This is a genomic window from Anoxybacillus tepidamans PS2 (genome assembly GCF_000620165.1).
Lineage (GTDB): Bacteria > Bacillota > Bacilli > Bacillales > Anoxybacillaceae > Anoxybacteroides > Anoxybacteroides tepidamans_A.
In genome coordinates, this window is the sequence record NZ_JHVN01000016.1 from 44,547 (window position 1) to 65,168 (window position 20,622).

Genomic DNA, 20,622 nt, shown 5'->3' on the forward strand with positions numbered 1-20,622 from the left:
ATTATATGAGTCAATTGTGGATTTTTTATGAGAGTAATTGCCAATTGTTTCCGCTGACAGGACAAGAAGACTATATTTCTATTGGAAATCAGCTTGAACATCATATTACCATTCCATCTTTTTTATTTCGTAATGGATATATCAGCATACAAAAACAAACAGATGCTTCCGTTATGGCCGTGTTTCAAGGGGGGCAACCAATCGGAAAGTTGGAGCCAGAGCATCCCGTTACCGTAGACGATCATGGACAAAAGATGACCATTGTGTGGGTTCATGAAGAAGCGAAGAAGCACATTTATTATGTTGGACATAAAACGGAACTGCTTGTTTCAGACGATCCGCAAGCTGATATCCAGACGGCAACAGCAACCGTGTCGTTTGTGAGGCAGCAGGGACAGTGGTTTGCCATCCCGAAAAATGGATCGTCATTGTTTCTTAATGGAACGAAAATATCGGATGCTGCTCCGTTACAAAACGGTGATCTTCTCTTATGTCCATATGTACAATTTGTTTTTTTAGAAAATGACTTACTGGAGATTACAAGCAGTCAAGAAATGATCACCTCATTGACCGAAACATTGCCGCCCATTTCTGAAATGAAAAAAAAATATCCGGTGTATCATCGCACACCGCGCATGATTTACGAACTGCCGACTGATAAAGTGAACATTTCATTCCCAAGCCAAGAAGGAGATAGCGACCAACGCGGCTTATGGCTAATGATTTTACCTCCATTTATGATGCTGCTTGTCATGGGAGTCATCGCTTTAATCCAGCCGCGAGGCATCTTTATTCTCATTTCGCTTGTGATGTTCGTAACGACGATTGTGACATCGACCGCGCAATATATTCGGGAAAAAAGAATGCGCAGAACAAGGAAAGAGAAGAGGCGGCGCATTTATACGACCTACTTGGAGCAAAAACGCGAAGAGCTTCAAGCTTTGTCCGAACAACAAAAAAACGTACTATATTATCACTTTCCATCCTTTGAAAGCATGAAATCACTTGTCGCACAAATTAGCGACCGCATTTGGGAGCGAACGATAGAGAGCGCAGACTTTCTTCATCTGCGAATTGGAGCCGCGGATGTACCGTCTACATACGAAGTATCGGTAAGTATGGGAGATTTGGCCAACCGAGAAATCGATGATTTATTAGAGCAAGCGCAACAAATGGCCCGTGTTTATCGGACGGTAAAAAATGTACCGCTTCCGATTGATTTATCAAGCGGGGCCATCGGAATGGTGGGGAAAACTTCGATTGTCAATCACGAAATTCAGCAGCTTGTAGGGCAAATAGCCTTTTTCCATAGTTATCATGATGTGCGGTTTGTGGCAATTTTTGCAGAGAAAGATTATAAGCAGTGGGAATGGATGAAATGGCTTCCGCACTTCCAATTGCCTAACTCGTTCGCCAAAGGGTTTATATACAATGAACAAACACGCGATCAGCTGTTGTCATCTATTTATGAAATGCTTCGGGAGCGCGATTTGGACGAGGAAAAAGAGAAAAAGCGGTTTTCTCCGCATTTTGTATTTATCGTGGCCGACCGTTCGTTAATCGCGGAACATGTCATTTTGGAGTATTTAGAGGAAAAGAATGAGCAAGTCGGCATCTCCGTTATTTTTGCTTCGGAGACGAAGGAAAGTTTAACGGAAAATATCCATACGCTTGTTCGATATATCAACGAGCGCGAGGGAGAGATTTTAATTCAGCACCGAAAAGCGGCACATATCCCATTTATGCTTGATGAGCACTCATTTGAAGGAAACGAGCCATTTGCGCGAATGCTCCGTTCGTTGGACCATCAAAAAGGCATGAACAACTCGATACCGGAAAAAGTAACATTTTTAGAAATGCTGCAAACGAGCAATGTCAAAGAATTGAATATCGAGAAAAATTGGTTTGCACAGCAAACGTCCCGATCTCTTGCCGTGCCGATCGGATTAAAAGGAAGAAAAGATGTCGTCGAGTTGAACTTGCATGAAAAAGCGCACGGTCCGCACGGTTTGATCGCCGGAACGACGGGATCGGGGAAAAGTGAGCTGCTGCAAACGTACATTTTGTCGCTGGCTGTGCACTTCCACCCGCACGAAGTCGCCTTTTTAATTATCGACTACAAAGGAGGCGGAATGGCGCAACCGTTTAAAAATGTGCCGCATTTGCTCGGTACGATTACGAATATCCACGGCAGCAAAAACTTTAGCGCCCGGGCACTCGCGTCTATCAACAGCGAATTGAAAAAACGGCAGCGCCTGTTTGACCGTTATGAAGTCAACCACATTAATGACTATATGGAATTATACAAGCAAGGAAAGGCAGAACAGCCTTTGCCGCATTTATTTTTAATTGCGGATGAGTTTGCCGAGCTGAAGAGCGAAGAACCAGATTTTATCCGCGAATTAGTGAGCGCCGCCCGCATTGGCCGGAGTTTGGGCGTCCATCTTATTTTGGCAACACAAAAGCCGCGGGGCGTAATCGACGAGCAAATTTGGAGCAATGCCCGCTTCCGCATTAGTTTAAAAGTGCAAGATGCAAGCGATAGTAAAGAAATATTAAAAAATGGCGATGCTGCGGCGATTACAGTGACGGGGCGCGCCTACCTTCAAGTGGGGAATAACGAAGTATACGAACTGTTTCAATCAGCATGGAGCGGTGCGCCGTATATGGAAGAGGGAGTGGAGGCAGAAGACGATATTTATATCGTGACTGATTTAGGGCTCGTTCCTGTCTCCAATGTCACCGCGGATAGGAAACAGAGCCGCAAAAAGCCAAAAACGGAAATTGAAATGGTTGTAGAGCAAATTATTGAAACACAAAAGCAATTAAACATCGAAAAATTGCCAAGTCCATGGCTGCCGCCGCTTGCCTCGCGATTGCCGCGCGTAACCTCGCTTGCAGCCGATACGGTGAATTTTCCGATCGGCTTAAAAGACGAGCCGGAACTGCAAAGCCAATCCGATTATTTCTATCAATGGATGGAAGACGGAAATATCGGCATTTTCGGTTCGGCAGGATACGGAAAATCGACGACGATGATGACGTTGCTGTTAAGTTTTGCGGCCGCATACAGCCCAACGCAGCTTCATTATTACATTTTCGACTTCGGAAACAATGCTTTATTGCCGCTGCGCCAATTGCCGCATACGGCCGATTATTTCCGATTTGATGATGAAAAGAAAATCGAAAAGTTTATTAAATTTATGAAAGAAGAAATGGAGCGGCGAAAGCAACGGTTTATGGAAAAGGAAGTAAGTACGATTAAGTTGTATAATGCGCTGTCTGAGGAAAAGCTTCCTATTATTATTGTGGCGCTAGACAATTTTGACCTTGTGAAAGAGGAAATGCCTGACTTTGAAACGCAGTTGATTCAATATGCCCGAGACGGACAGTCACTTGGAATCTTTTTAATGCTGACAGCGACGAGGGTTAACGGAATTCGCCCGCCGCTTATGAACAATTTAAAAACAAAAATTGTTCATTACTTCATTGACAGTTCGGAAAAATTTTCGTTAATCGGGCGAACGCCGTATGATGTCGAGCCGATTCCAGGGAGGGCGCTTGTGAAAAAGGATCAAGCAGTATTAACGCAAATGTATCTTCCGGCCGAAGGAGAAGATGATATGGCGGTGCTTGAAAATGTAAAAAAAGAAATTGAAAGGTTGAGAGAAAAATATACAGACGTGCCGAAACCAGAACCGATTCCGATGCTTCCATCGCGCCTTCCGTTTGCGGTCTTTGCGAACATGTATGTTAAAAATCGGGCATCTGGATTCATCCATATCGGGCTCGATGAACAATCCGTTCGTCCGGTTGCCGTCAATATGCGGACTGACCCGCATTGCTTGATCGTCGGACAATCGAGAAAAGGGAAAACGAATGTGTTAAAAGTCATTTTAGAAGCGTTGCTTGTGCAAAAACCTGAAAGCATTGGACTGTTTGATGGGATTGATCGCGGACTTGTTTCATACGCTAGTCGAGATGGCATCACTTATATAGAAGCGAAAGAGGGAATGCTGCAATGGCTTAATGAAGCAGATGGTCTGTTGCAAAACCGGGAGGCTGTGTATTTAAAAGCGGTGAACGAAGGAAAGATTGCAGAGCAAACGTGGCCGCCGATTGTATTTATGGCCGACAGTCTCTCTCGTCTTCAGCAGGCGACCGACAGCCTCATCCAAGATCGAATCGCCAAAATGATGAAACGATATAGCCATCTTGGATTCCATGTCATCATCGCAGGAAATGCAAACGAATTTGTGAAAGGTTTTGACGCATTAACGGCCGAACTGAAACAAATTCGCCAAGCGATTTTAGTAACAAAAAAATCAGAGCAAAGCTTATTTGTGCTGCCTTTTACAAGAAACGAACAAGAAATTGAACCGGGATTTGGCTATTTTGTCGTAAGTGGAAAAGAATGCAAAATCCAAATTCCAAAAGTCGAATAAAGGGATCAGGTGAATGGACATGAGCGGAAAGTGGAAAATCGCAAAATTAATCGGATTAATCGTATTTATTGTTATCCTTCCCGTGCTGTTCTTTGCTTTCATCGGGCATAATCCGATGAAAGCCACAGAAAAAGCCACTAACAATATCGCAGTCGTTAACGAAGATACGGGAGCGGAATACAACAAAAAAACATATTTATTTGGCAAAGAGATCGTCCCAGCGCTTGATGACCACTCCGATTATCATTGGTTCGTGGTGAATCGCGGCCAGGCGGAAAATGGACTAAAAAACAACGAGTACGATGCGGTGATTTATTTGCCATCAGATTTTTCGAGGAACATCTTATCATTTAATGAAAAAAAGCCGCTGAAAGCGATGGTGCAATATAAAATCCAGCCGAATTTGGATGCGAAAAATAGAGAACGGGTGCAAAAAGAGCTAGAAGCATCTAAAAATACGATCAACCAAAAAATGTCCACTCTGTATTGGAGCTACGTGGCGCAAGAGGTAGAAGCGATTCGCAAGAAGTTTAACAATATCGTGGAAAAGGAAATTGCCTTTCAAAATGCGATGTATTCTTTCTATACTCCTAGCTCTTCGAAACTAACAAAAGAGATTGAAAACCAGAAAAACATGCTGAAGCAGCTGCTGGCGGCTTCAAAAAATGCCGAAGATTCATCTACAGGCACATTGCAAGGATTAGAGCAGGCAGAAAAGGAAATCGATTCTTTTATTGAAAGCATTCGACAATATAAAGAATATCAACAGCGGCAAAATGAGGTCGTTCAAGAAGGAATTTATCAATACGAGGCTGCGCTAGGCGAGGGAATGAGCTCCATGCTCGAACAACCGTGGAATGTGAAGCCGGAGTTTCAGCTTCAAGGGCAAAATCTGCTCGAATCCGTCTCGACATTGCGCAGCACAGTAGCGCAGAGCCGCACATCGCTAGCGAGCTTCAATGAACAACTGGAAAAATCGACAGCTTATGAACAATTTCAACAGCTGTTGGCCATGCAGAAAGACTTAGTTTATCAATATAAAAAGGAAATCGACACGAAAACGCTCGATCAATTGCAGCAGCAGCTCATTCCGCTGCGGCAAAAGCTGCAATCGCCGTCTTCAGAGCAAGCAAGCGCGAACACAGCATCGATCGAAGCGCCGCCGCCGGCGGATACGAAACTATTGGACGCCCTCGAAAAGCAAGTGGCCAACTTAAAAACAGAGCTGCAAACAGTCAAACCGCAAAGTCCGCAAGAAAATTGGAACAATGTTGAAGGTTCAATCAGCCAGCTTGAAGCGGAAATGCAAAAGGCAAAAGAAGAGTGGCAGCAGCAGTTGGCGCTCCAACAACAATGGAAGCAAAAATACACAGAGTTAACAAAGCAGCTGAATGAGCAGCCAAACGAAGAAGCTGGAAAAGCGATAGAGGCCATCGTGCAGCAAATCAATGCGAAAGAACAAGCGATTCTTGCCCTGCCGTCATTACCGGAAAGCCGAAAACAAACCTTATCGTCCAATTTTCAAGGAACGATTCAAAATCGAAATGCAACGGATCTGCTTGCTTATTTTGCTTGGCTGTCGGTTTTTGAAGACGCGGTACAGCAGGCGGGCAGCTTCGATGAAGGAGTGGTGGACCAGCTTCTTGCGAATTGGAGTGAAAAAGATGCGATCTTCCGCATGTTATCGGATGTGCATAGCGAAGCCCCTTATTTTTATCAGTTGCAAAAAAACTTAACGTCTTCGCTAAAAGATGCGGAAGCGGCAGAAGCGAATGCCCAATCGTTTGTTGAAGCGACGCTTGGGTATATACAAGAATACGATGAAAATGTGCAAAAAGTGCAGGAGGGGATTACAAACCAGCTGCAGGCGCTAAACGATGCGGCCAACGCGGTGACAATGCAGCTGCAAGAGGCAGTGAACGAAGGAGAGCAGGCTGAATCCATATTAGGAGACAACGATGGAGAATTTGTCGTTGCGATGCAGCAAAACACGATGCAGGATGTAAAGCAAATCTCGGATCTTGTGACCTCGATTTCTGAAGGCCAAGACCGCATTACTGACTATACAAATGAATTGCAAGAAAAAGTGGGGGCGGTTCAAGCGAAGGCGGACGAATTAAACGGAAAATGGGCCGCGAATGTTAATGCGTCGAAGCAAATGAGAAACGATGCATATCGTCTTTTAAACAACACGATGGTGGATCAGCAGGCGAATGGCTACGTCTACGATTATTTAACAAATCCTGTGCAAATGAGCGGTGACATGCCGGAGGAAAAAACGACATATACGCCGCCGGTTGTGATGTTTATCATCATTTTACTATGCGGCATGCTCATTGGCTTTTTCCTTCACTATTATTCAAATGTTCCGTTCATGATGCAGCTTGCATTACTCATAATGCTGAATTTAATTGTCGGTTTAATTATCGATATATATGGTTTGAAAATTTATCCGATGCAAGACGTGCGCGCCATCAAATGGAGTGTGTTTACGATCGTTTTGTTATTCTTATGCTCTTCGATGGTTCGATTGGCGTTTTTTATCGGACCGTTTACCGGTTGGATTCTCGGAAGCGGGCTTGTGCTTTTCTTCATCACTCCACTGCTAGATTTAGTGCTGCCAAACTTTAATTTGGAACATCCGATTTCGAAAGCCTATGTGTCGATTCAATACGGCGACCAGCAAAGTTTTTATTCGACCGTGATACCGATAGGAATCGTCTCATTGCTTATGGCAGTCGTTCCGTTTTTGAAACATCGCCTCACTATCCAGCAAGAGGAGGCGGGGACGTATGAAGGGTAAGGGGCGTTTTTGGTTCCCTTTCCTTCTTGCCCTATTGTTTTTGACGGCAGCGGCAAACGATGCACAAGCAGAGGAATGGCCGGCGGTGGAACCGAACCGATATGAGAAGCAACAAACCGAATTGCGTACGGACTATATTCGCGAGCAGTCGCTTTTAAACGAGAAAAAAGAGCTGCCAAAAGAACAGCTGCCATTGACATTTCAGCGACCGGCGTCTTCCGCTTTGGAGCGGACAAAAGCGCAGTTGTTTTTATCGCCGGAACGGGAAACGAATACGATCGCGACGAAAGCAGAAAAGCTAAAGCTGTTTTCGTCAGCGAAGGAGATGGCCGCTTCGTCTCGCCTGCCATTGGATGAGGAGGAAGAGACTGATTCATCCAGCTTGCTTTGGCTGTTTGGAGTTCTCGTTTTCGGGCTGATTACGGCGATTTTTGTGATTATCGTTCCACGGATAAAACAATTTGTCCGCTAACTCTTAAGTATTCAATGGAGGGACGATGTAAAGTTTTTATTTGAAACAGCGGGAATAGCTTGATATTGGCCATTATTTCGCCATTTTAACGGGGGAGGGAATACAAGTGTCATCGATGGTAGATTCGATTGAAAAGGAAATGAAGCGGAGGGCTTACGAAGCAGCGATTGCCATTTTGCAATCTTACCAAGGGCAAGTGCATGAAGCGATGGAAGAATTTCAAGGTGGCATTCGCGGCTTTTATCGCGCCAACGATGAATATATTCCGTACTGGCAAGGGGAGGCGCGGGAAGCGTATGAGTGGGTCTATGCCGATTTAAGACAAATCGAGACGCGGATTGAGGCGACGGCGGATGAATTGGTCGATGAAATCAGCAGGGAAATCGCCCGTCTTCGTCGAATGATAGAGGAGTTGTGATCAAATGATTCGGTTGAAACCTGATGAGTTGGAAACGGTCGCGAAGCACATTCCCGATGCCGAAGACGCTTGCGAGCGGGCGCGGACGACGCTGTCATGGGAGCCCTCTTCCCTTGCGATGGACCTCCCCGGCGTCAGCACGCCCGCAATCGAAGCGCTGCGGGACGAACTCGTTCATTGGCTGAAGCGTTATGAAGACAAACTGAACGAAGCTGAAGAACTTCTGTATCGCACCGCCGCCGCGATGCGCCAAGCGGACCAGACGCTCGCCGACAACATGAGGGAATTCGGTTTAGAGCTTCTCGGATGGTATGACGTGCAGCGCGTGTTCGGCGAGTACGACCCGATCACCGGCGAGCGCCTGTCGATCGGGGACCGGCTGCTGGCGGGCGGGATGTTGCTGTTATCGATTGTTCCTCCGGCTAAAAGTGCCGGCGTCGCCGGAAAAGCGGCGATCAAGGGGGCCAAGGCGATCGATGCCGCCTCCGCCCTTGCGAAAGTGAAACATGTCGTGCGCTATGATAAAATGAAAGCGATCGGCGACATCGCCTTTCGCCAAACCGTCCGCTCCCCTCTTGCCGAAACGGCCCGCCTGTTCAAAAAGCAATGGGACGAATTAGTCAAAAGCGTCGCCTCCGTTTCATGGCAGCCGGCATATGCGGGAGTGGGGCCGGCGCCTCGGGTGTGGATGAGTGAGGCGAAAGATGCGTCCCTCAACATGATCAAGAAAGTTGAGAAGGAGATAGTTGGAAAGAGAGAGGGGAAAACTCTTCTTCCAGAAGAAGGGAAGGTCGGCACTTATGAAGAGTTAATAGATGCCGGACGTCGTGGGGATAATATTACACCTCATCATATGCCATCCGCAAAATATATCAAAACTAAAGCAGGTATTCATAAAAATGATGGTGTAAGTATGAATATGGAGCATCCACATCCTGGAGTCGGTGGAAGACATCGAAAAACGGCTACTTACGGAATGATTGGTCAGAGGCTTCAGGAATATTTAAACCTATCTCCAAGGGCTGCCCTAGCGCATGACATTTGGGATGCAAGGAGAATATACAAGAACGATGGATTATATACCCGAGAAATTAGACAAAGTTTAAAAGATGTTATTCGAATGAATAAGGATATGTATCCAGATTTATTTAATAAATAAAGGAGGAGCGAAACAATGGATCTTGCTCATGAAACACAAAAACTAATAGATAGTCGTCTACTCAGAACAGAGCAAGAAATACAGCAATTTGAACAAGCAATTGTTAATATTGTGGGCATGAAAAAGGCTGAACATATCAAACATTTGTGTTTAGGGTTTGACGACTCAACAGAGTGCGATGAGGTTATGTTTGGATTAATACATGCGATTGAATCATATGATAAGGTGTTTGGTGCAGAAGAATCCTTGAAAAACTTTGCGGAATCGCTGCCTTCTATGTTGCCTCATGCAAAGGGATGGGTAAAAATCTTGCATAAAAGAATACTCAACGATGCTCCTTCACGCAAAGCATATGCTAAAGTCGTTTCGAAAGTTGATGTTAACGTTAAGAATCTTGTTGTTCAAATTATAAATGAGATCAAGGAGAAAAACCCTGGCCGATTTGAAGCCTCGGCACTAGAGTTTTTATCTAGTATAAAATAACTTATTTAGAACCCTGAAGGCTAGTATAAATGCTTCAGGATTTTTTGAAAGTTCGTCACCATTTGATTTGAAAAGAGCCTAGAGGAGCAGAAATGCGATGAATGAGAAAATAATAAAAATGATCGAAGAGTATGGCGAGGAAAGGGATTTTTTCGGAGGGGCATCAGAGGAGGATATCCGAAATGCTGAAGAAATACTTGGTTTAAAGTTCCCTCAAAGCTATCGCGCTTTTCTAAAAGAGTATGGCTCAGGCGGTATATGTGGGGTTGAAATCTTAGGCATTGAAGGAAATCTTGGAGCCTCTGTAGTAAAGGCAACTGAAAGATGGAGAAAGTTAGGGCTAGATAAGAAACTAATTGTTATCGAAGATTCAGGAGAATTTGTTCGATGTATGTATTCGGCGGATGTTAATGACGAAAGAGTGTATAGTTGGATTAGGGGGGAAAGAACTCTCCGTTCGCTATGATACATTTGATGATTATATGCTAGATATATTTCAAGAAGGAATCAATAACTTGTAGATATAAAGAATAAATAGAAGATTTTGAGCAGAGTTATCTAGTGCCGAATTAACTACTTCGTTATTACCAATATTATTTATGTTCTACATTTTAGGAGTTTTTTGGATTTTGATGTGATGTACGTACAGAATGGCTGAAAAAAGTATATCTATTTAATATTTAACGCGAAGTAGCGTTATGTTGAACAGGTCAATTATGGTCAGAATATGGCTATAGTGACCTGTTTTGTTGTTTTCGTTTTTTTATGGTAATTTGCCACTGTGTTTGTACATGGAACAAGGAACATGGCTGGAATTTCTAGATAAGAGATGCTGGTCACGGGCAAATCACATCAAAGCGCCATTCGCGGAAACCGCCCGCCTGTTCAAGAAGCAATGAGACGAATTAGTCAAAAGCGTCGCCTCCGTTTCATGGCAGCCGGCGTATGCGGGAATGGGGCCGGCGTCTCGGATGTGGATGAGTGAGGTGAAAGATGCGTCCCCCAACATGATAAAATAATTATGCTCAAAAAGTTGTAGGTCGAGAAGACAGATTACCGGATGATCAAGGCGGCCATTTAATCGCAAGTATTTTTAAAGATTTGAGTGATGTCGATAACTTTGTACCGATTAATGGAAATATTCAAGGGGGAATGGAAGAAGCTTAAGAATACTTGGGCAGATGCAATTAAACAAGGTGATGAAGTGAAAGTAAAGATAAAGCCAAATTATAAGGGAGATTCTCACCGTCCAATAAGTTTTGATATTAAGTACAAAATTGGCGATGATGATTGGGAAATTAGGAGATTTGATAATGTACTAGGGGGGAGTTAGATGAATGAAGAAAAATTAGGAATCCTATACCATGAGATAGCAGAAGTTATTGTAGATACTATTCCCGAGGAATGGTCTAAGGTTTATCTATATGGTGAGATTATTGAAGGATCGCAGACTACTTATTTTTATTACTACCCTGAAGGTGGTGATAGACCAATTTACAGTCATGATGTTCCTAAGCTTTTTACAATAAGTGAGTGTAAATACTCAGAGAAATGGCATCAATTGGTCGATCTTATTATGAAGCTCTGGACAGAGTTTAAAGATAACGACCAAGAAGCTTGGACAAATTTCACTTTAACTTTAGAAAGTACAGGAAAATTTAAAATTGATTTTAATTATGATGATCTCTCAGATGCAGACCCACATGAAAGAAAGACTATTTGGAAATATAAGTATCTTGGTATCATACCCAAAAGTAACTTAGGAAAAAAGCATTTAGAAAAATATTTGGAGACGGTGAAAAGAGAGGGAAAATAGTCTCTAAAGGACGTACTACGCAATCGACAAACTAAACACTTGATAAAAATTGAGAGGCTTATTCCCACTTGAACAATGAAAGAGAATTAATAACTGATGAAGACACGAAAATTCAAATTCATCAAGCTGAATGAGTTATCAAAAAAACAAATTTTCGAACTGGAAGAACGAATTGAAACAATCATTGCCGATATGCTTGACCATTATCAAAAGTTTTTTATGCAAAACGGCTATATTTTAGATATGGAATTAGAGAGAATTAATGAAGCGGCCGCCTTGAAAGGTAGCAAAGAACACAGGATGCGAAAAGATCAATGCTTTGAACCCTATTATTATTCCTTTATTTCCTTAGCCGTTAAAGATTCAAGTGGAAAATTAGTTGGTAATGAAGATGACGGTTATTTAATAGAGAACATTCATATTTGGCATGTCAGTAAATCGTTATTTTCAAAGAAAAAGGGATATATAATCAACTTATCGCCTTTCGAAATAAAACAGGAAGTTGAAACAGTTATTAAAGACTTTATGACCGTTTTAAATATAAACATATAAGCAAACAAAGCCGAATGGATGGCAACGTCATCGCCTTAATCGGTTTGAAAGAGGCTAATAATACCTCTCTAAAGTATGACTAGGAATTGAGATTTGTCCCTTTAATGAACCCGGTCACTCAATAAGGTTGTTTTTATCATTAGCGGTGCTGAGTTAAAACAGAGTCCGCTTAGAGATACGAGTAAAGTCCTATTGATAGATGAAAGCCTATCAAGAAGCATAGCTGAAGAAGACGGCTGTTTATTGCGGTGAGAAGAGAGCGTTGTCTCTCGACTCTAATCCCTTGACGAAAAACAAAGCGAAGGAGTAAAATGAAATTACTTTAATGACAGTAAGTACTGACAGTCATCTAGAAGGTGAGAATGGATGGAGAATCGCGATGTGGTGAATAACAAGGAAAAATTAATGCAGGCGGCAATCGATTTGATCGCTGAAAGAGGGTACTATGGGGTGACTACACAAGAGATTGCGGCGGCTGCTGGTTTGAGTGAAAAGACTTTGTTTCGTCATTTTGGAAGCAAGCAAAACTTGTTAGAATCCGCATTTGACTATTATCATTACGCAGCTGAAATGCATGATTTGTTTCAAAACAACCTGAGTTGGGACTTATACGAAGATTTGCTTCTTATTAGCCGCACCTATCACGAGATTATGTTTCGAAACCGAAAAATGGTTAAGATTTCCATTATGGAAGGCCATAATTTGCCGGGCTTTCGGGAAAGAATTCACCAGCATCCGCAGCAATTAAAGAAACTATTGACCGATTACTTTACGGAGATGGAAAAGCAGGGCAAGGTGATTCATACCGACTACGAACAGACAGCTGTTTCTTTTATGCTTATGCATTTCGGCGCGTTTATGAATTATATAGATGCGACGGATACGACAGTGCTGAACGTCTCATTAGATCAAATGATTCAACATAGCGTAGAGTTATGGACTAGGGCTTTATCCCCCTAGTTTTTTTACCCTTACCCATGACAGTAAGTACTGACATTCATGGAATGGGAACGAAATATAACAAATGAAAAGGTGGTCTCACAAATATGAATGCTTCGTTTTCCCGGCAAGAAGGCATGAGGCTGATGCGTGTTGTAATGTTTACGCTAACCTTGTCGTCTATGAGTATTCTGATGTTTAATTTTGTTCTGCCCGAGATCAGCGAGTCTTTTCATTTAACGACAGCTCAAGTCAGCTGGGTTACTTCCGCTTATTCTCTGATTTACGGAATCGGAACCGTGATATATGGAAAGCTGGCGGATCGATACAAATTGAAAAACATCTTGACCGTTGGCTTGCTTGTATTGGCGGCAGGTTCACTTCTTGGCGTGGCGGCTCAATCATTTTCGATGGTTCTGGCCGCTAGGTGTTTACAGGCGTCAGGGGCTGCCGCGATCCCAGCGTCGGCCATGCTGATTCCTTTACGCTATTTTCCTCCTGAACAAAGGGGGTACGCGATGGGAACCGCCTTTGTCGGCTTAGCTTTAGGAAGCGCGCTTGGTCCGGTTGTCTCCGCTTTAATGGTCAGTATCGTCCATTGGCGATGGTTATTTTGTATTCCGCTGCTCCTTTTATTGACTTTGCCGTTTTATCGCAAATACCTTGGCGATGAAGAAGGATCATCAGTAAAAATAGATTGGATCGGGGGATTTTTGCTTGCGGCAGCAGTCACTTTGTTGCTGTTAAGTGTCACGAATGGATCATGGTGGTTGTTGTTAGGGGGGATGATTGGATTAGGGCTGTTCAGCGTGCGTATTTTGACTGCCGATCAACCTTTTGTTCAACCCGGGCTCTTTAAGAATAAACAATATATAAGAAGATTAATAATCGCTTTTATGGTGAGTGGAATCGGCTTTTCCATCTATTTTCTGAGCCCGCTGTTTCTAGCCCAAGTTCATCATCTGCCACCTGGTTGGATCAGTATGGCTATGGTTCCAGCGGCGCTGACAGCCGCCTTGTTAGGACAAAAAGGAGGGAGATTGGCTGATAGAAAAGGCAATACGTATTTGTATTTCATTGCTTCAAGTTTGATAATCATTTGTTTTGCCTTACTCTCTACGTTTATAGGCGTCTCTCCTTTATGGATCGCTTTCTTTCTGGTGATCGGTCAAGTGGGGCAAACATTTATTACGATTGCTATATCCAACGCCGTGTCTACGACCTTGCCAAAGGAGCATTCAGGTGTAGGCATGGGGCTGTTGTCCATGTTAAATTTTATCGCCGGCGGAATGGCATCAGGAGTTTATGGAAAAATCGTCGACCTTGGGGCCGAGGCGGTGTGGAATCCTATCAATATATATAAAAACGGAGCGGTGTACAGCAACCTCTTCTTGGTTCTTGCGGTGATTCATGTCCTTATCCTGATGTTTTATTTAGCAATTGATAAGGAATTGCTGCCTCTAAAAAGTGATGGTATAGAGTAGGCCATATTATGTCTCGCTTTTGAGCTATCAGCAAAAGAGCAGAGTTAAGAACATTTTTAAGGTTATCCTATCATGTAAAGGATAACCTTTTATTATACAGTGAAGTTGTGTGATGGCGAACGATCATAATAAAGGAATGGCCAAGCATAAAGCTTTATTTTTATCTATAAGTTGATGTGCTTGAACAACGGTGCCAACAATCGTCAAGTACCAATATGGCTTTGTATGATGCATACTTCTCATTTTGGCTAAATAAAAGTCAGAGGCAACTCCTTCAGTAACATTGAACTCCTCCACGATAGCCGGTCATGTCTTATAAAAAACACCTGTATTCTCTTCACTATTTTTCAAAATATCCGAAATATCATTTGCGACTTGAATGAATTGGAGAGGCTGCCCTTGAGTGTGCTGCATCGCCCCAGGTCCTCCGATATAAAACTCGATTTGCGGATGGCATTCGGCAAATTCATCAAGCTCTTGAAGCAATTGTTCGTTTTGTTCAAACGGAACTGTCGTAACGGCGGAAAGGACGACTTTTTTTGGATGGAGCCGTTCGACTGCTGACTGAATGGCGACCAAAGAAGGAGACGGTCCAAGCATGACTGTTTTCCAACCGTGCAGCATGCATTCAAGCAAAATAATATGCAGCGGGTTTTCGCGTTTTTCATGCGGCAAGCAAGTGCCGAGCAGAAGCGGCGCGTTTTCATCAACATAAAAATTTCGGCGCAGTTGAACGAGAAAATCGCGCACAACTAAGCTCGCTAACGCTTCTTGATATTCTCCCCAGCGGCCATCGTTCCAGCGCTGCCCGACCTCCCGCAAAAACGGTATGACAACGGAACGGAGAAATGGCTGCAACCCATAGATGTGGTACGCTTGCTGCAAAATCCGGCTCATCTTCGCTTCATTACAGAGTGCACCTTCATTAAGCAAGGAACGGACATGCTCGTTTATCTCCGGATGCATGTATTCGGTTCGTCCGGAGAGAACGGTTGGTTTCAGTCCTCCTGTTTTTTGAAGTTGCATTGCTGCTTGTTTGACTGACTGTCCTTGTTCGACTAAAGATTTTACATATAGAAGAGCATTGACTTCTTCCTGGGTGTAAATGCGATAGCCATTGTCCAACCTTTTCGGGTGAACGATGCCGTATCGTTCTTCCCATTTGCGGATGAGCTGTTTTGAAAGACCTGTAATATGCGCTACTTGCTGAATGTTATATGTCATTTCATTTGTCCGCTCGTTCATAAAAATCATCCTTTAATCTAGAAAATGTATAAAACATCATGGAAAGAGGCGTATACATGTTTTTCCCCAATAAAAATATATAACATGTCCCTGTTTTGGACAATAAAGTTTGGACATACATTTGACACAAAACTACGGAGCGACGTTAAGTTTGTTCTGCTGGAAAAAGGAGTGCAGGTAATTAAAAATCATATATAAATGTTAACCTGTTAAAATATAATGTTGACAAAATACCTCTCTTTCCTACAAAATGAAAATTAAATATTGGATAGGGAGGTAGGAAATGGGGGTTCGTTCTTTAGTTTTGGCGGCTTTTTTTGCTGCGTTAACAGCGATAGGGGGATTTATCAAAATTCCAGTTCCTTATGTTCCGTTTACGCTGCAAATTGTTTCTGTGTATTTGGCGGGCTGTTTATTAGGACCAAGGCTTGGAATGCTAAGCCAGCTTGTGTATGTGTTGATTGGCTTGGCTGGGGTTCCTGTGTTTGCGGAAGGAGGCGGACCGGGTTATATTTTAAAGCCTACATTTGGCTATTTAATAGGCTTTGTTTTAGCAGCCTATGTGAATGGCTGGTTTATTAAAAAATTCAAGTTTGTTAAGGTCCTATTTATTTTTCTTGCAAATTTGGCAAGCCTTCTTGTTGTATATTTGGCGGGCTGCGTTTGGCTATATGCCGCTATGAGATGGATTATTGAGAAGCCTTTGACGGTTTGGCAGACGTTATTATACGGTTTTCTCCTCCCTATACCTGGGGATCTGTTTTTATGTGTGATTTGTTCAATCATTGCGGCACGAGTGCTTGCGCGAATAAATTTTGCCATGGATCAAAAGGAGGTCGTTTCCTAATGGGAAGAGCGATATTTATTACGGGCACAGGAACTGAGATCGGTAAAACGATGGCGACGTCGTTCTTATGTACCGCACTTCGGAAGCTTGGAATGAAAGCAACCGTTTTTAAACCGATCCAGACAGGTCTCGCTGAGCAAAGTGCGCTTTTTGCCGACCAGTACTGGTACGAAGCGGTAATGGGGGAAGAGCGGGAGTCAACTGGAATGTATTATATGGAACCGGCTGTTTCCCCTCACTTGGCTTCTGCGATGACCCACACGATTATTGAACCAGAAAAAATCAAACGTAAAATCAATGAGTTGAAAGCCCAGCATGATGTTGTTCTTGTCGAAGGAGCGGGCGGACTGGCGGTGCCGCTCATCGAAAAAGGCGCTGAATTTTATATGACAAAAGATTTAATCCGAGAGTGTGAGTTGCCGGTTGTCATCGTTTCGTTAGCCGGATTAGGGGCGATTCATCATACACTTACGACTGTCACTTATGCTGAAAAGCACCATATTGACATTGTCGGTTTCGTTTTTAACCATTTCGATTCGGAAAATATCATTCATGTCGATAATGTACGCACCATTCAAAAAATGCTGGATCTGCCTGTCATCGCCAAGCTGCCGACGTTACGACAGCCTAGTAAAGAAAACATCGAGAAGCTGGCAGCCGACTTATTGCGCGATGAAGCGCTGCAAAAGATGTTGTTAGGAGGTTTGTCCATTGAAGTATAGCTATGAGCAGTTAGCGCAGTTTGATAAACAATATGTTTGGCACCCATTTACACAAATGCAATCATATGTGGAAGAAGACCCGCTCATTATTGAAAAGGGAAAAGGAAGTTATCTTTTCGATGTAGAGGGAAAGAGATATTTAGATGGTTACGCGTCTTTATGGGTGAACGTGCACGGGCATAGCGACCCGGAATTAAATGAAGCGCTGCATGAGCAAATTGAAAAAATCTCTCATTCGACGCTTTTAGGCTCTGCGAACGTTCCTTCTATTCTATTAGCGAAGAAGCTTGTTGAAATGTGGGGCGGCCATATATCAAAGGTGTTTTACTCCGACACTGGGGCGGCTGCCGTCGAAATCGCTTTAAAGATGGCCTATCAATATTGGAAAAACATTGATCCTGTTCGCTATCGAGGGAAAAATAAATTTATCTCATTGAAAGAGGCCTATCACGGAGATACGATCGGGGCTGTCAGCGTCGGAGGCATGGACTTGTTCCACCGCATTTTCGAGCCGCTTCTATTTGAAAGAATTGAAGTGCCTGCGCCATATGTGTATCGAATGAGCGAGTATGGAGATGAAGAAGAGATTGTCCGCTACTGTTTAGCCGAGTTGGAACAAACGCTAGAAGAGCGGCATGAAGAAGTAGCCGGCGTGATTGTCGAGCCGCTTGTTCAAGGCGCGGCAGGGATCATCACGCATCCAGCTGGATTTTTAAAAGGAGTTGAAAAACTTTGCCGTCAATACGATGTCCTGCTCATTTGCGATGAAGTGGCGGTCGGATTCGGCAGAACAGGAACGATGTTTGCCTGCGAGCAAGAAGGAGTGCAGCCCGATCTAGTCTGCTTAGGAAAAGGGATTACCGGGGGCTACTTGCCGCTAGCAGCCACATTGACGACGGAACAAATTTATTCGGCTTTTTTAGGGGAGGCACAAGAGAACAAAACCTTCTTTCACGGACATACATATACAGGAAACCAGTTGTCATGTTCCGTAGCTTTGAAAAATATCGAGCTGATTGAGAAAAGAAATCTTATTCCTGAGGTGCAGCGAAAAGCGCGATTGCTTGAAGGGATGCTGCAAAAGCTTTATGAACTTCCAATTGTCGGCGATGTGCGGCAAAAAGGATTGATGGTCGGCATTGAAATCGTCCAAGATCAGAAAACAAAAGAAATTTTTGATCGCTCCAAGCAGTTTGAACATCAAATTATTTTAGAGGCGCGGCGGCGCGGTTTGATTATTCGGCCGCTCGGTCCTGTATTGACGTTTATTCCTGTTTTAGCGATGCCAGAAGAGCAGCTGGAAGAGGCTGTTGACATTATTTTTGATTCAATTGCCGAAATGGTGCATACAAAACAATTGTGAGAACGTCCCCTCTAAGGCAGTTCTATATAAGCTTTAGAGGGGGCGTTCAACATTATGGCGTTGATGCCGTATTTGGATTGATCCAGATTTGCCGAAAATCGGCCCAGCCAAAGGCGTTCATCTTCATTCCCCTTAATAAATTCGGATAACTTCGCTTTTTTAATACGTGGTAATGGAAAATCAGCCACTGCTCTTTTCTGAGTAGGTCCTCAATTTCGTCGATCATTAACTCGCGTTCTTTCTCGTTCATCGCTGCAAATAGATTCAGTTTCGTTTCGATTTTTTTCTTTTGTTGTTTTGTTAGGAAGCGGTAAAGAAAACTGTGGTTGTTTCTGAACATGCTTAAAAACGATACATGGTAATCGATATCAAACACTTCGCTCATTAGAACCATGTCCGCATCGTTTGTTGCTTCTTTGGAGTAATATTGTTTCATAGAAAAAGGATGAACCGACAAGCGAATGCCAATAGTTTCACACCGTTTTTGGAACCATTTGGCATCTTCTTTGCTTTCTTGAAAATCAAGGCAATAAAGTTTTAAGTCTTCGCTGTTGTACGTGCTTTTTTGTAAAAGTTCTTTCGCGGCGGCAAGGGATTTGGGAACGTACAATAATTTGCTTTTTTGCGGAAAAAAGCTGGCCGCCTCTTTGAAGCGCATTCCGCCCAGTTCGGCGATGGCAGCCGATCCATCCATCAGTTGGTGCATCGCTTTTCGAAAATGGACATCATGTTGCGGACCTGGTTTTTGAAAGTTAAATAAAAGATAACGGCAACCAACCTCTTCCTGCGCGATTTCTTGATCGTTTTTCCACGTATATAAATCGGCTGGAAGCTCGTAATTTCTCTGTATTGCCGCTTCTTTTGGCAAAAACCAAAACTGAATCCGATCTAGATGGGCGCGCTCTTTGAAATAGTCGGGAAATGCATCTAACGTTAAGACTTCGTTTGTGTAGTTTTGCATCATAAAAGGCCCGCTGCCAATCAATTTTGTTTCGTTAAAGGGTACATCGTAAGGCATAATCACCATGTTTGCTAAACTTAAATAATGCAAAAATAGCGAATCAGGTCGGTGTAATCGAAACGTCACTATTAAGGGAGAGGGAGAGTCGATTTCTTTCACTGTTTGTAAAAACCATGGACTAGCCATTTCGTTTAGCCGGTTTACTGTGTAAATGACATCTTTAGCTGTCAGGATCCGTCCGTGATGAAAACGCACTCCTTTACGCAAATAAAGTGTCCATGTCTGTTTGTAGCGGTCCGTTTCCCAATAGTGAGCCAGATGTGGTTCAATACGTTTTGTTTCGCCTTTATAAATGACGAGCGTATCAAAAATCTGCCGGATGATGTGGCTTTCTGTCGTTACATAGATAAAAGCCGGGTCTAAAGTTGATAAAGACCTAGATAGAGGGATTTTTAATATTTCTTTATTTTGTTCATTTGCGGAATAACCGAAGCGGGCATACAGCCGATTGGTCAGCTCTTCTTTTATATGTGAAGGAAGTGTTCCCTTTAAAAGATTCATTGCTTCGGGTATTTTTTCATGGTCAAGTAAATCATTAAAATGAGAGATGATCGCATCATATAAATCTTTGTGAAAAGTAAGAATAGAACAACGTCCTCGCCCTTGGCCTCTTTCCCATGTTAAGAAGTTTTTCTCTTCTAGTTTTTTCAAAACAAGCTTCGCATTTTTCTCCGTGCAACATAAAGATTCGGCAACTTGTTTAATGCTTGTCATAAGTTTGTTGTTTTGCTCTTGCTCTGCTTTTGCTAGCCTAAGGCGTATATAATGCTCTATTAATTTCATATACTCACTTCCTTAATAGAAAAGAGGAACTTTTAATTAAAATTTTACCCTTTTTATCCCTTATTTTCCA

General features: G+C 43.0%; 15 protein-coding genes and 2 pseudogenes. 15 read left to right on the top strand and 2 right to left on the bottom strand.

Annotation, left to right across the window (positions count from 1 at the left end; genetic code table 11):
- Window positions 1-5 precede the first annotated feature (5 nt).
- The 12 genes and pseudogenes from essC to N667_RS0112905 all read left to right on the top strand — a co-directional run bounded on the left by essC (window position 6) and on the right by N667_RS0112905 (window position 14,571).
- Window positions 6-4,445 (top strand): type VII secretion protein EssC, encoded by a 4,440-nt coding sequence (gene essC / locus N667_RS0112845; protein WP_027409952.1) that lies wholly within the window; start codon window positions 6-8, stop codon window positions 4,443-4,445.
- Window positions 4,446-4,464: 19 nt separating this feature from the next.
- Window positions 4,465-7,248 carry a type VII secretion protein EsaA gene (gene esaA, locus N667_RS0112850; RefSeq protein WP_027409953.1) on the top strand — a complete coding sequence of 928 codons (2,784 nt, stop codon included), beginning with the start codon at window positions 4,465-4,467 and terminating at the stop codon, window positions 7,246-7,248.
- Window positions 7,238-7,720, top strand: a complete 483-nt coding sequence (essA, locus tag N667_RS0112855; RefSeq protein WP_027409954.1) for a type VII secretion protein EssA — start codon at window positions 7,238-7,240, stop codon at window positions 7,718-7,720. The genes esaA and essA overlap by 11 nt, the downstream gene beginning before the upstream one ends.
- A 115-nt stretch (window positions 7,721-7,835) precedes the next feature.
- Window positions 7,836-8,138 (top strand): hypothetical protein, encoded by a 303-nt coding sequence (locus N667_RS0112860; protein ID WP_051530053.1) that lies wholly within the window; start codon window positions 7,836-7,838, stop codon window positions 8,136-8,138.
- 4 nt (window positions 8,139-8,142) lie between these two features.
- Window positions 8,143-9,297 carry a pre-toxin TG domain-containing protein gene (locus N667_RS0112865; RefSeq protein WP_027409956.1) on the top strand — a complete coding sequence of 385 codons (1,155 nt, stop codon included), beginning with the start codon at window positions 8,143-8,145 and terminating at the stop codon, window positions 9,295-9,297.
- 15 nt (window positions 9,298-9,312) lie between these two features.
- Window positions 9,313-9,780, top strand: coding sequence for an Imm30 family immunity protein (locus N667_RS0112870; RefSeq protein ID WP_027409957.1), 468 nt, complete (start codon window positions 9,313-9,315; stop codon window positions 9,778-9,780).
- Window positions 9,781-9,877: 97 nt separating this feature from the next.
- Window positions 9,878-10,301, top strand: a pseudogene (locus N667_RS18730) (SMI1/KNR4 family protein).
- Window positions 10,302-10,812: 511 nt separating this feature from the next.
- Window positions 10,813-11,113 (top strand): annotated as a pseudogene (locus N667_RS18735) (DNA/RNA non-specific endonuclease); the annotation flags it as partial.
- A complete protein-coding gene (locus N667_RS0112890; protein ID WP_027409958.1) occupies window positions 11,114-11,596 on the top strand; it encodes an antitoxin YezG family protein in 483 nt (160 codons plus the stop codon). It abuts the pseudogene before it with no gap.
- A gap of 96 nt (window positions 11,597-11,692) precedes the next feature.
- Window positions 11,693-12,148, top strand: coding sequence for a hypothetical protein (locus N667_RS0112895; protein ID WP_027409959.1), 456 nt, complete (start codon window positions 11,693-11,695; stop codon window positions 12,146-12,148).
- A 366-nt stretch (window positions 12,149-12,514) separates the two neighbouring features.
- On the top strand, window positions 12,515-13,108 hold the full coding sequence (locus tag N667_RS0112900; RefSeq protein ID WP_027409960.1) for a TetR/AcrR family transcriptional regulator: 594 nt from the start codon (window positions 12,515-12,517) through the stop codon (window positions 13,106-13,108).
- Between the two features lie 86 nt (window positions 13,109-13,194).
- The gene (locus N667_RS0112905; protein ID WP_027409961.1) at window positions 13,195-14,571 is read left to right on the top strand and encodes an MFS transporter; all 1,377 of its coding nucleotides are present in this window, start codon (window positions 13,195-13,197) and stop codon (window positions 14,569-14,571) included.
- A 306-nt stretch (window positions 14,572-14,877) separates the two neighbouring features.
- On the opposite strand, the gene N667_RS18740 is transcribed toward N667_RS0112905, so the two are convergent.
- The gene (locus N667_RS18740; protein WP_051530052.1) at window positions 14,878-15,816 is read right to left on the bottom strand and encodes a MerR family transcriptional regulator; all 939 of its coding nucleotides are present in this window, start codon (window positions 15,814-15,816) and stop codon (window positions 14,878-14,880) included.
- Window positions 15,817-16,099: 283 nt separating this feature from the next.
- Between N667_RS18740 and N667_RS0112915 the strand changes: the two genes are divergently transcribed.
- From N667_RS0112915 to bioA, 3 genes are read left to right on the top strand one after another with little or no spacing between them, the layout of a single operon-like run.
- On the top strand, window positions 16,100-16,663 hold the full coding sequence (locus N667_RS0112915; RefSeq protein ID WP_027409962.1) for a biotin transporter BioY: 564 nt from the start codon (window positions 16,100-16,102) through the stop codon (window positions 16,661-16,663).
- Entirely contained in the window at window positions 16,663-17,385 is a 723-nt protein-coding gene (bioD, locus tag N667_RS0112920) for a dethiobiotin synthase (protein WP_027409963.1), read from the top strand. The genes N667_RS0112915 and bioD overlap by 1 nt, the downstream gene beginning before the upstream one ends.
- Window positions 17,375-18,748, top strand: coding sequence for an adenosylmethionine--8-amino-7-oxononanoate transaminase (gene bioA, locus N667_RS0112925; protein ID WP_027409964.1), 1,374 nt, complete (start codon window positions 17,375-17,377; stop codon window positions 18,746-18,748). The genes bioD and bioA overlap by 11 nt, the downstream gene beginning before the upstream one ends.
- Before the next feature lie 52 nt (window positions 18,749-18,800).
- Here bioA and N667_RS0112930 read toward each other — a convergent pair whose 3' ends face one another.
- Window positions 18,801-20,552, bottom strand: coding sequence for an SgrR family transcriptional regulator (locus N667_RS0112930; protein WP_027409965.1), 1,752 nt, complete (start codon window positions 20,550-20,552; stop codon window positions 18,801-18,803).
- Window positions 20,553-20,622: the final 70 nt, after the last annotated feature.

Bases quoted from the DNA above. Each gene is read 5' to 3' on its own strand.
- essC (WP_027409952.1), top strand. From the start codon at position 6: ATGAGTCAATTGTGGATTTTTTATGAGAGTAATTGCCAATTGTTTCCG.
- esaA (WP_027409953.1), top strand. From the start codon at position 4,465: ATGAGCGGAAAGTGGAAAATCGCAAAATTAATCGGATTAATCGTATTT.
- essA (WP_027409954.1), top strand. From the start codon at position 7,238: ATGAAGGGTAAGGGGCGTTTTTGGTTCCCTTTCCTTCTTGCCCTATTG.
- N667_RS0112860 (WP_051530053.1), top strand. From the start codon at position 7,836: ATGGTAGATTCGATTGAAAAGGAAATGAAGCGGAGGGCTTACGAAGCA.
- N667_RS0112865 (WP_027409956.1), top strand. From the start codon at position 8,143: ATGATTCGGTTGAAACCTGATGAGTTGGAAACGGTCGCGAAGCACATT.
- N667_RS0112870 (WP_027409957.1), top strand. From the start codon at position 9,313: ATGGATCTTGCTCATGAAACACAAAAACTAATAGATAGTCGTCTACTC.
- N667_RS0112890 (WP_027409958.1), top strand. From the start codon at position 11,114: ATGAATGAAGAAAAATTAGGAATCCTATACCATGAGATAGCAGAAGTT.
- N667_RS0112895 (WP_027409959.1), top strand. From the start codon at position 11,693: ATGAAGACACGAAAATTCAAATTCATCAAGCTGAATGAGTTATCAAAA.
- N667_RS0112900 (WP_027409960.1), top strand. From the start codon at position 12,515: ATGGAGAATCGCGATGTGGTGAATAACAAGGAAAAATTAATGCAGGCG.
- N667_RS0112905 (WP_027409961.1), top strand. From the start codon at position 13,195: ATGAATGCTTCGTTTTCCCGGCAAGAAGGCATGAGGCTGATGCGTGTT.
- N667_RS18740 (WP_051530052.1), bottom strand. From the start codon at position 15,816: ATGAACGAGCGGACAAATGAAATGACATATAACATTCAGCAAGTAGCG.
- N667_RS0112915 (WP_027409962.1), top strand. From the start codon at position 16,100: ATGGGGGTTCGTTCTTTAGTTTTGGCGGCTTTTTTTGCTGCGTTAACA.
- bioD (WP_027409963.1), top strand. From the start codon at position 16,663: ATGGGAAGAGCGATATTTATTACGGGCACAGGAACTGAGATCGGTAAA.
- N667_RS0112930 (WP_027409965.1), bottom strand. From the start codon at position 20,552: ATGAAATTAATAGAGCATTATATACGCCTTAGGCTAGCAAAAGCAGAG.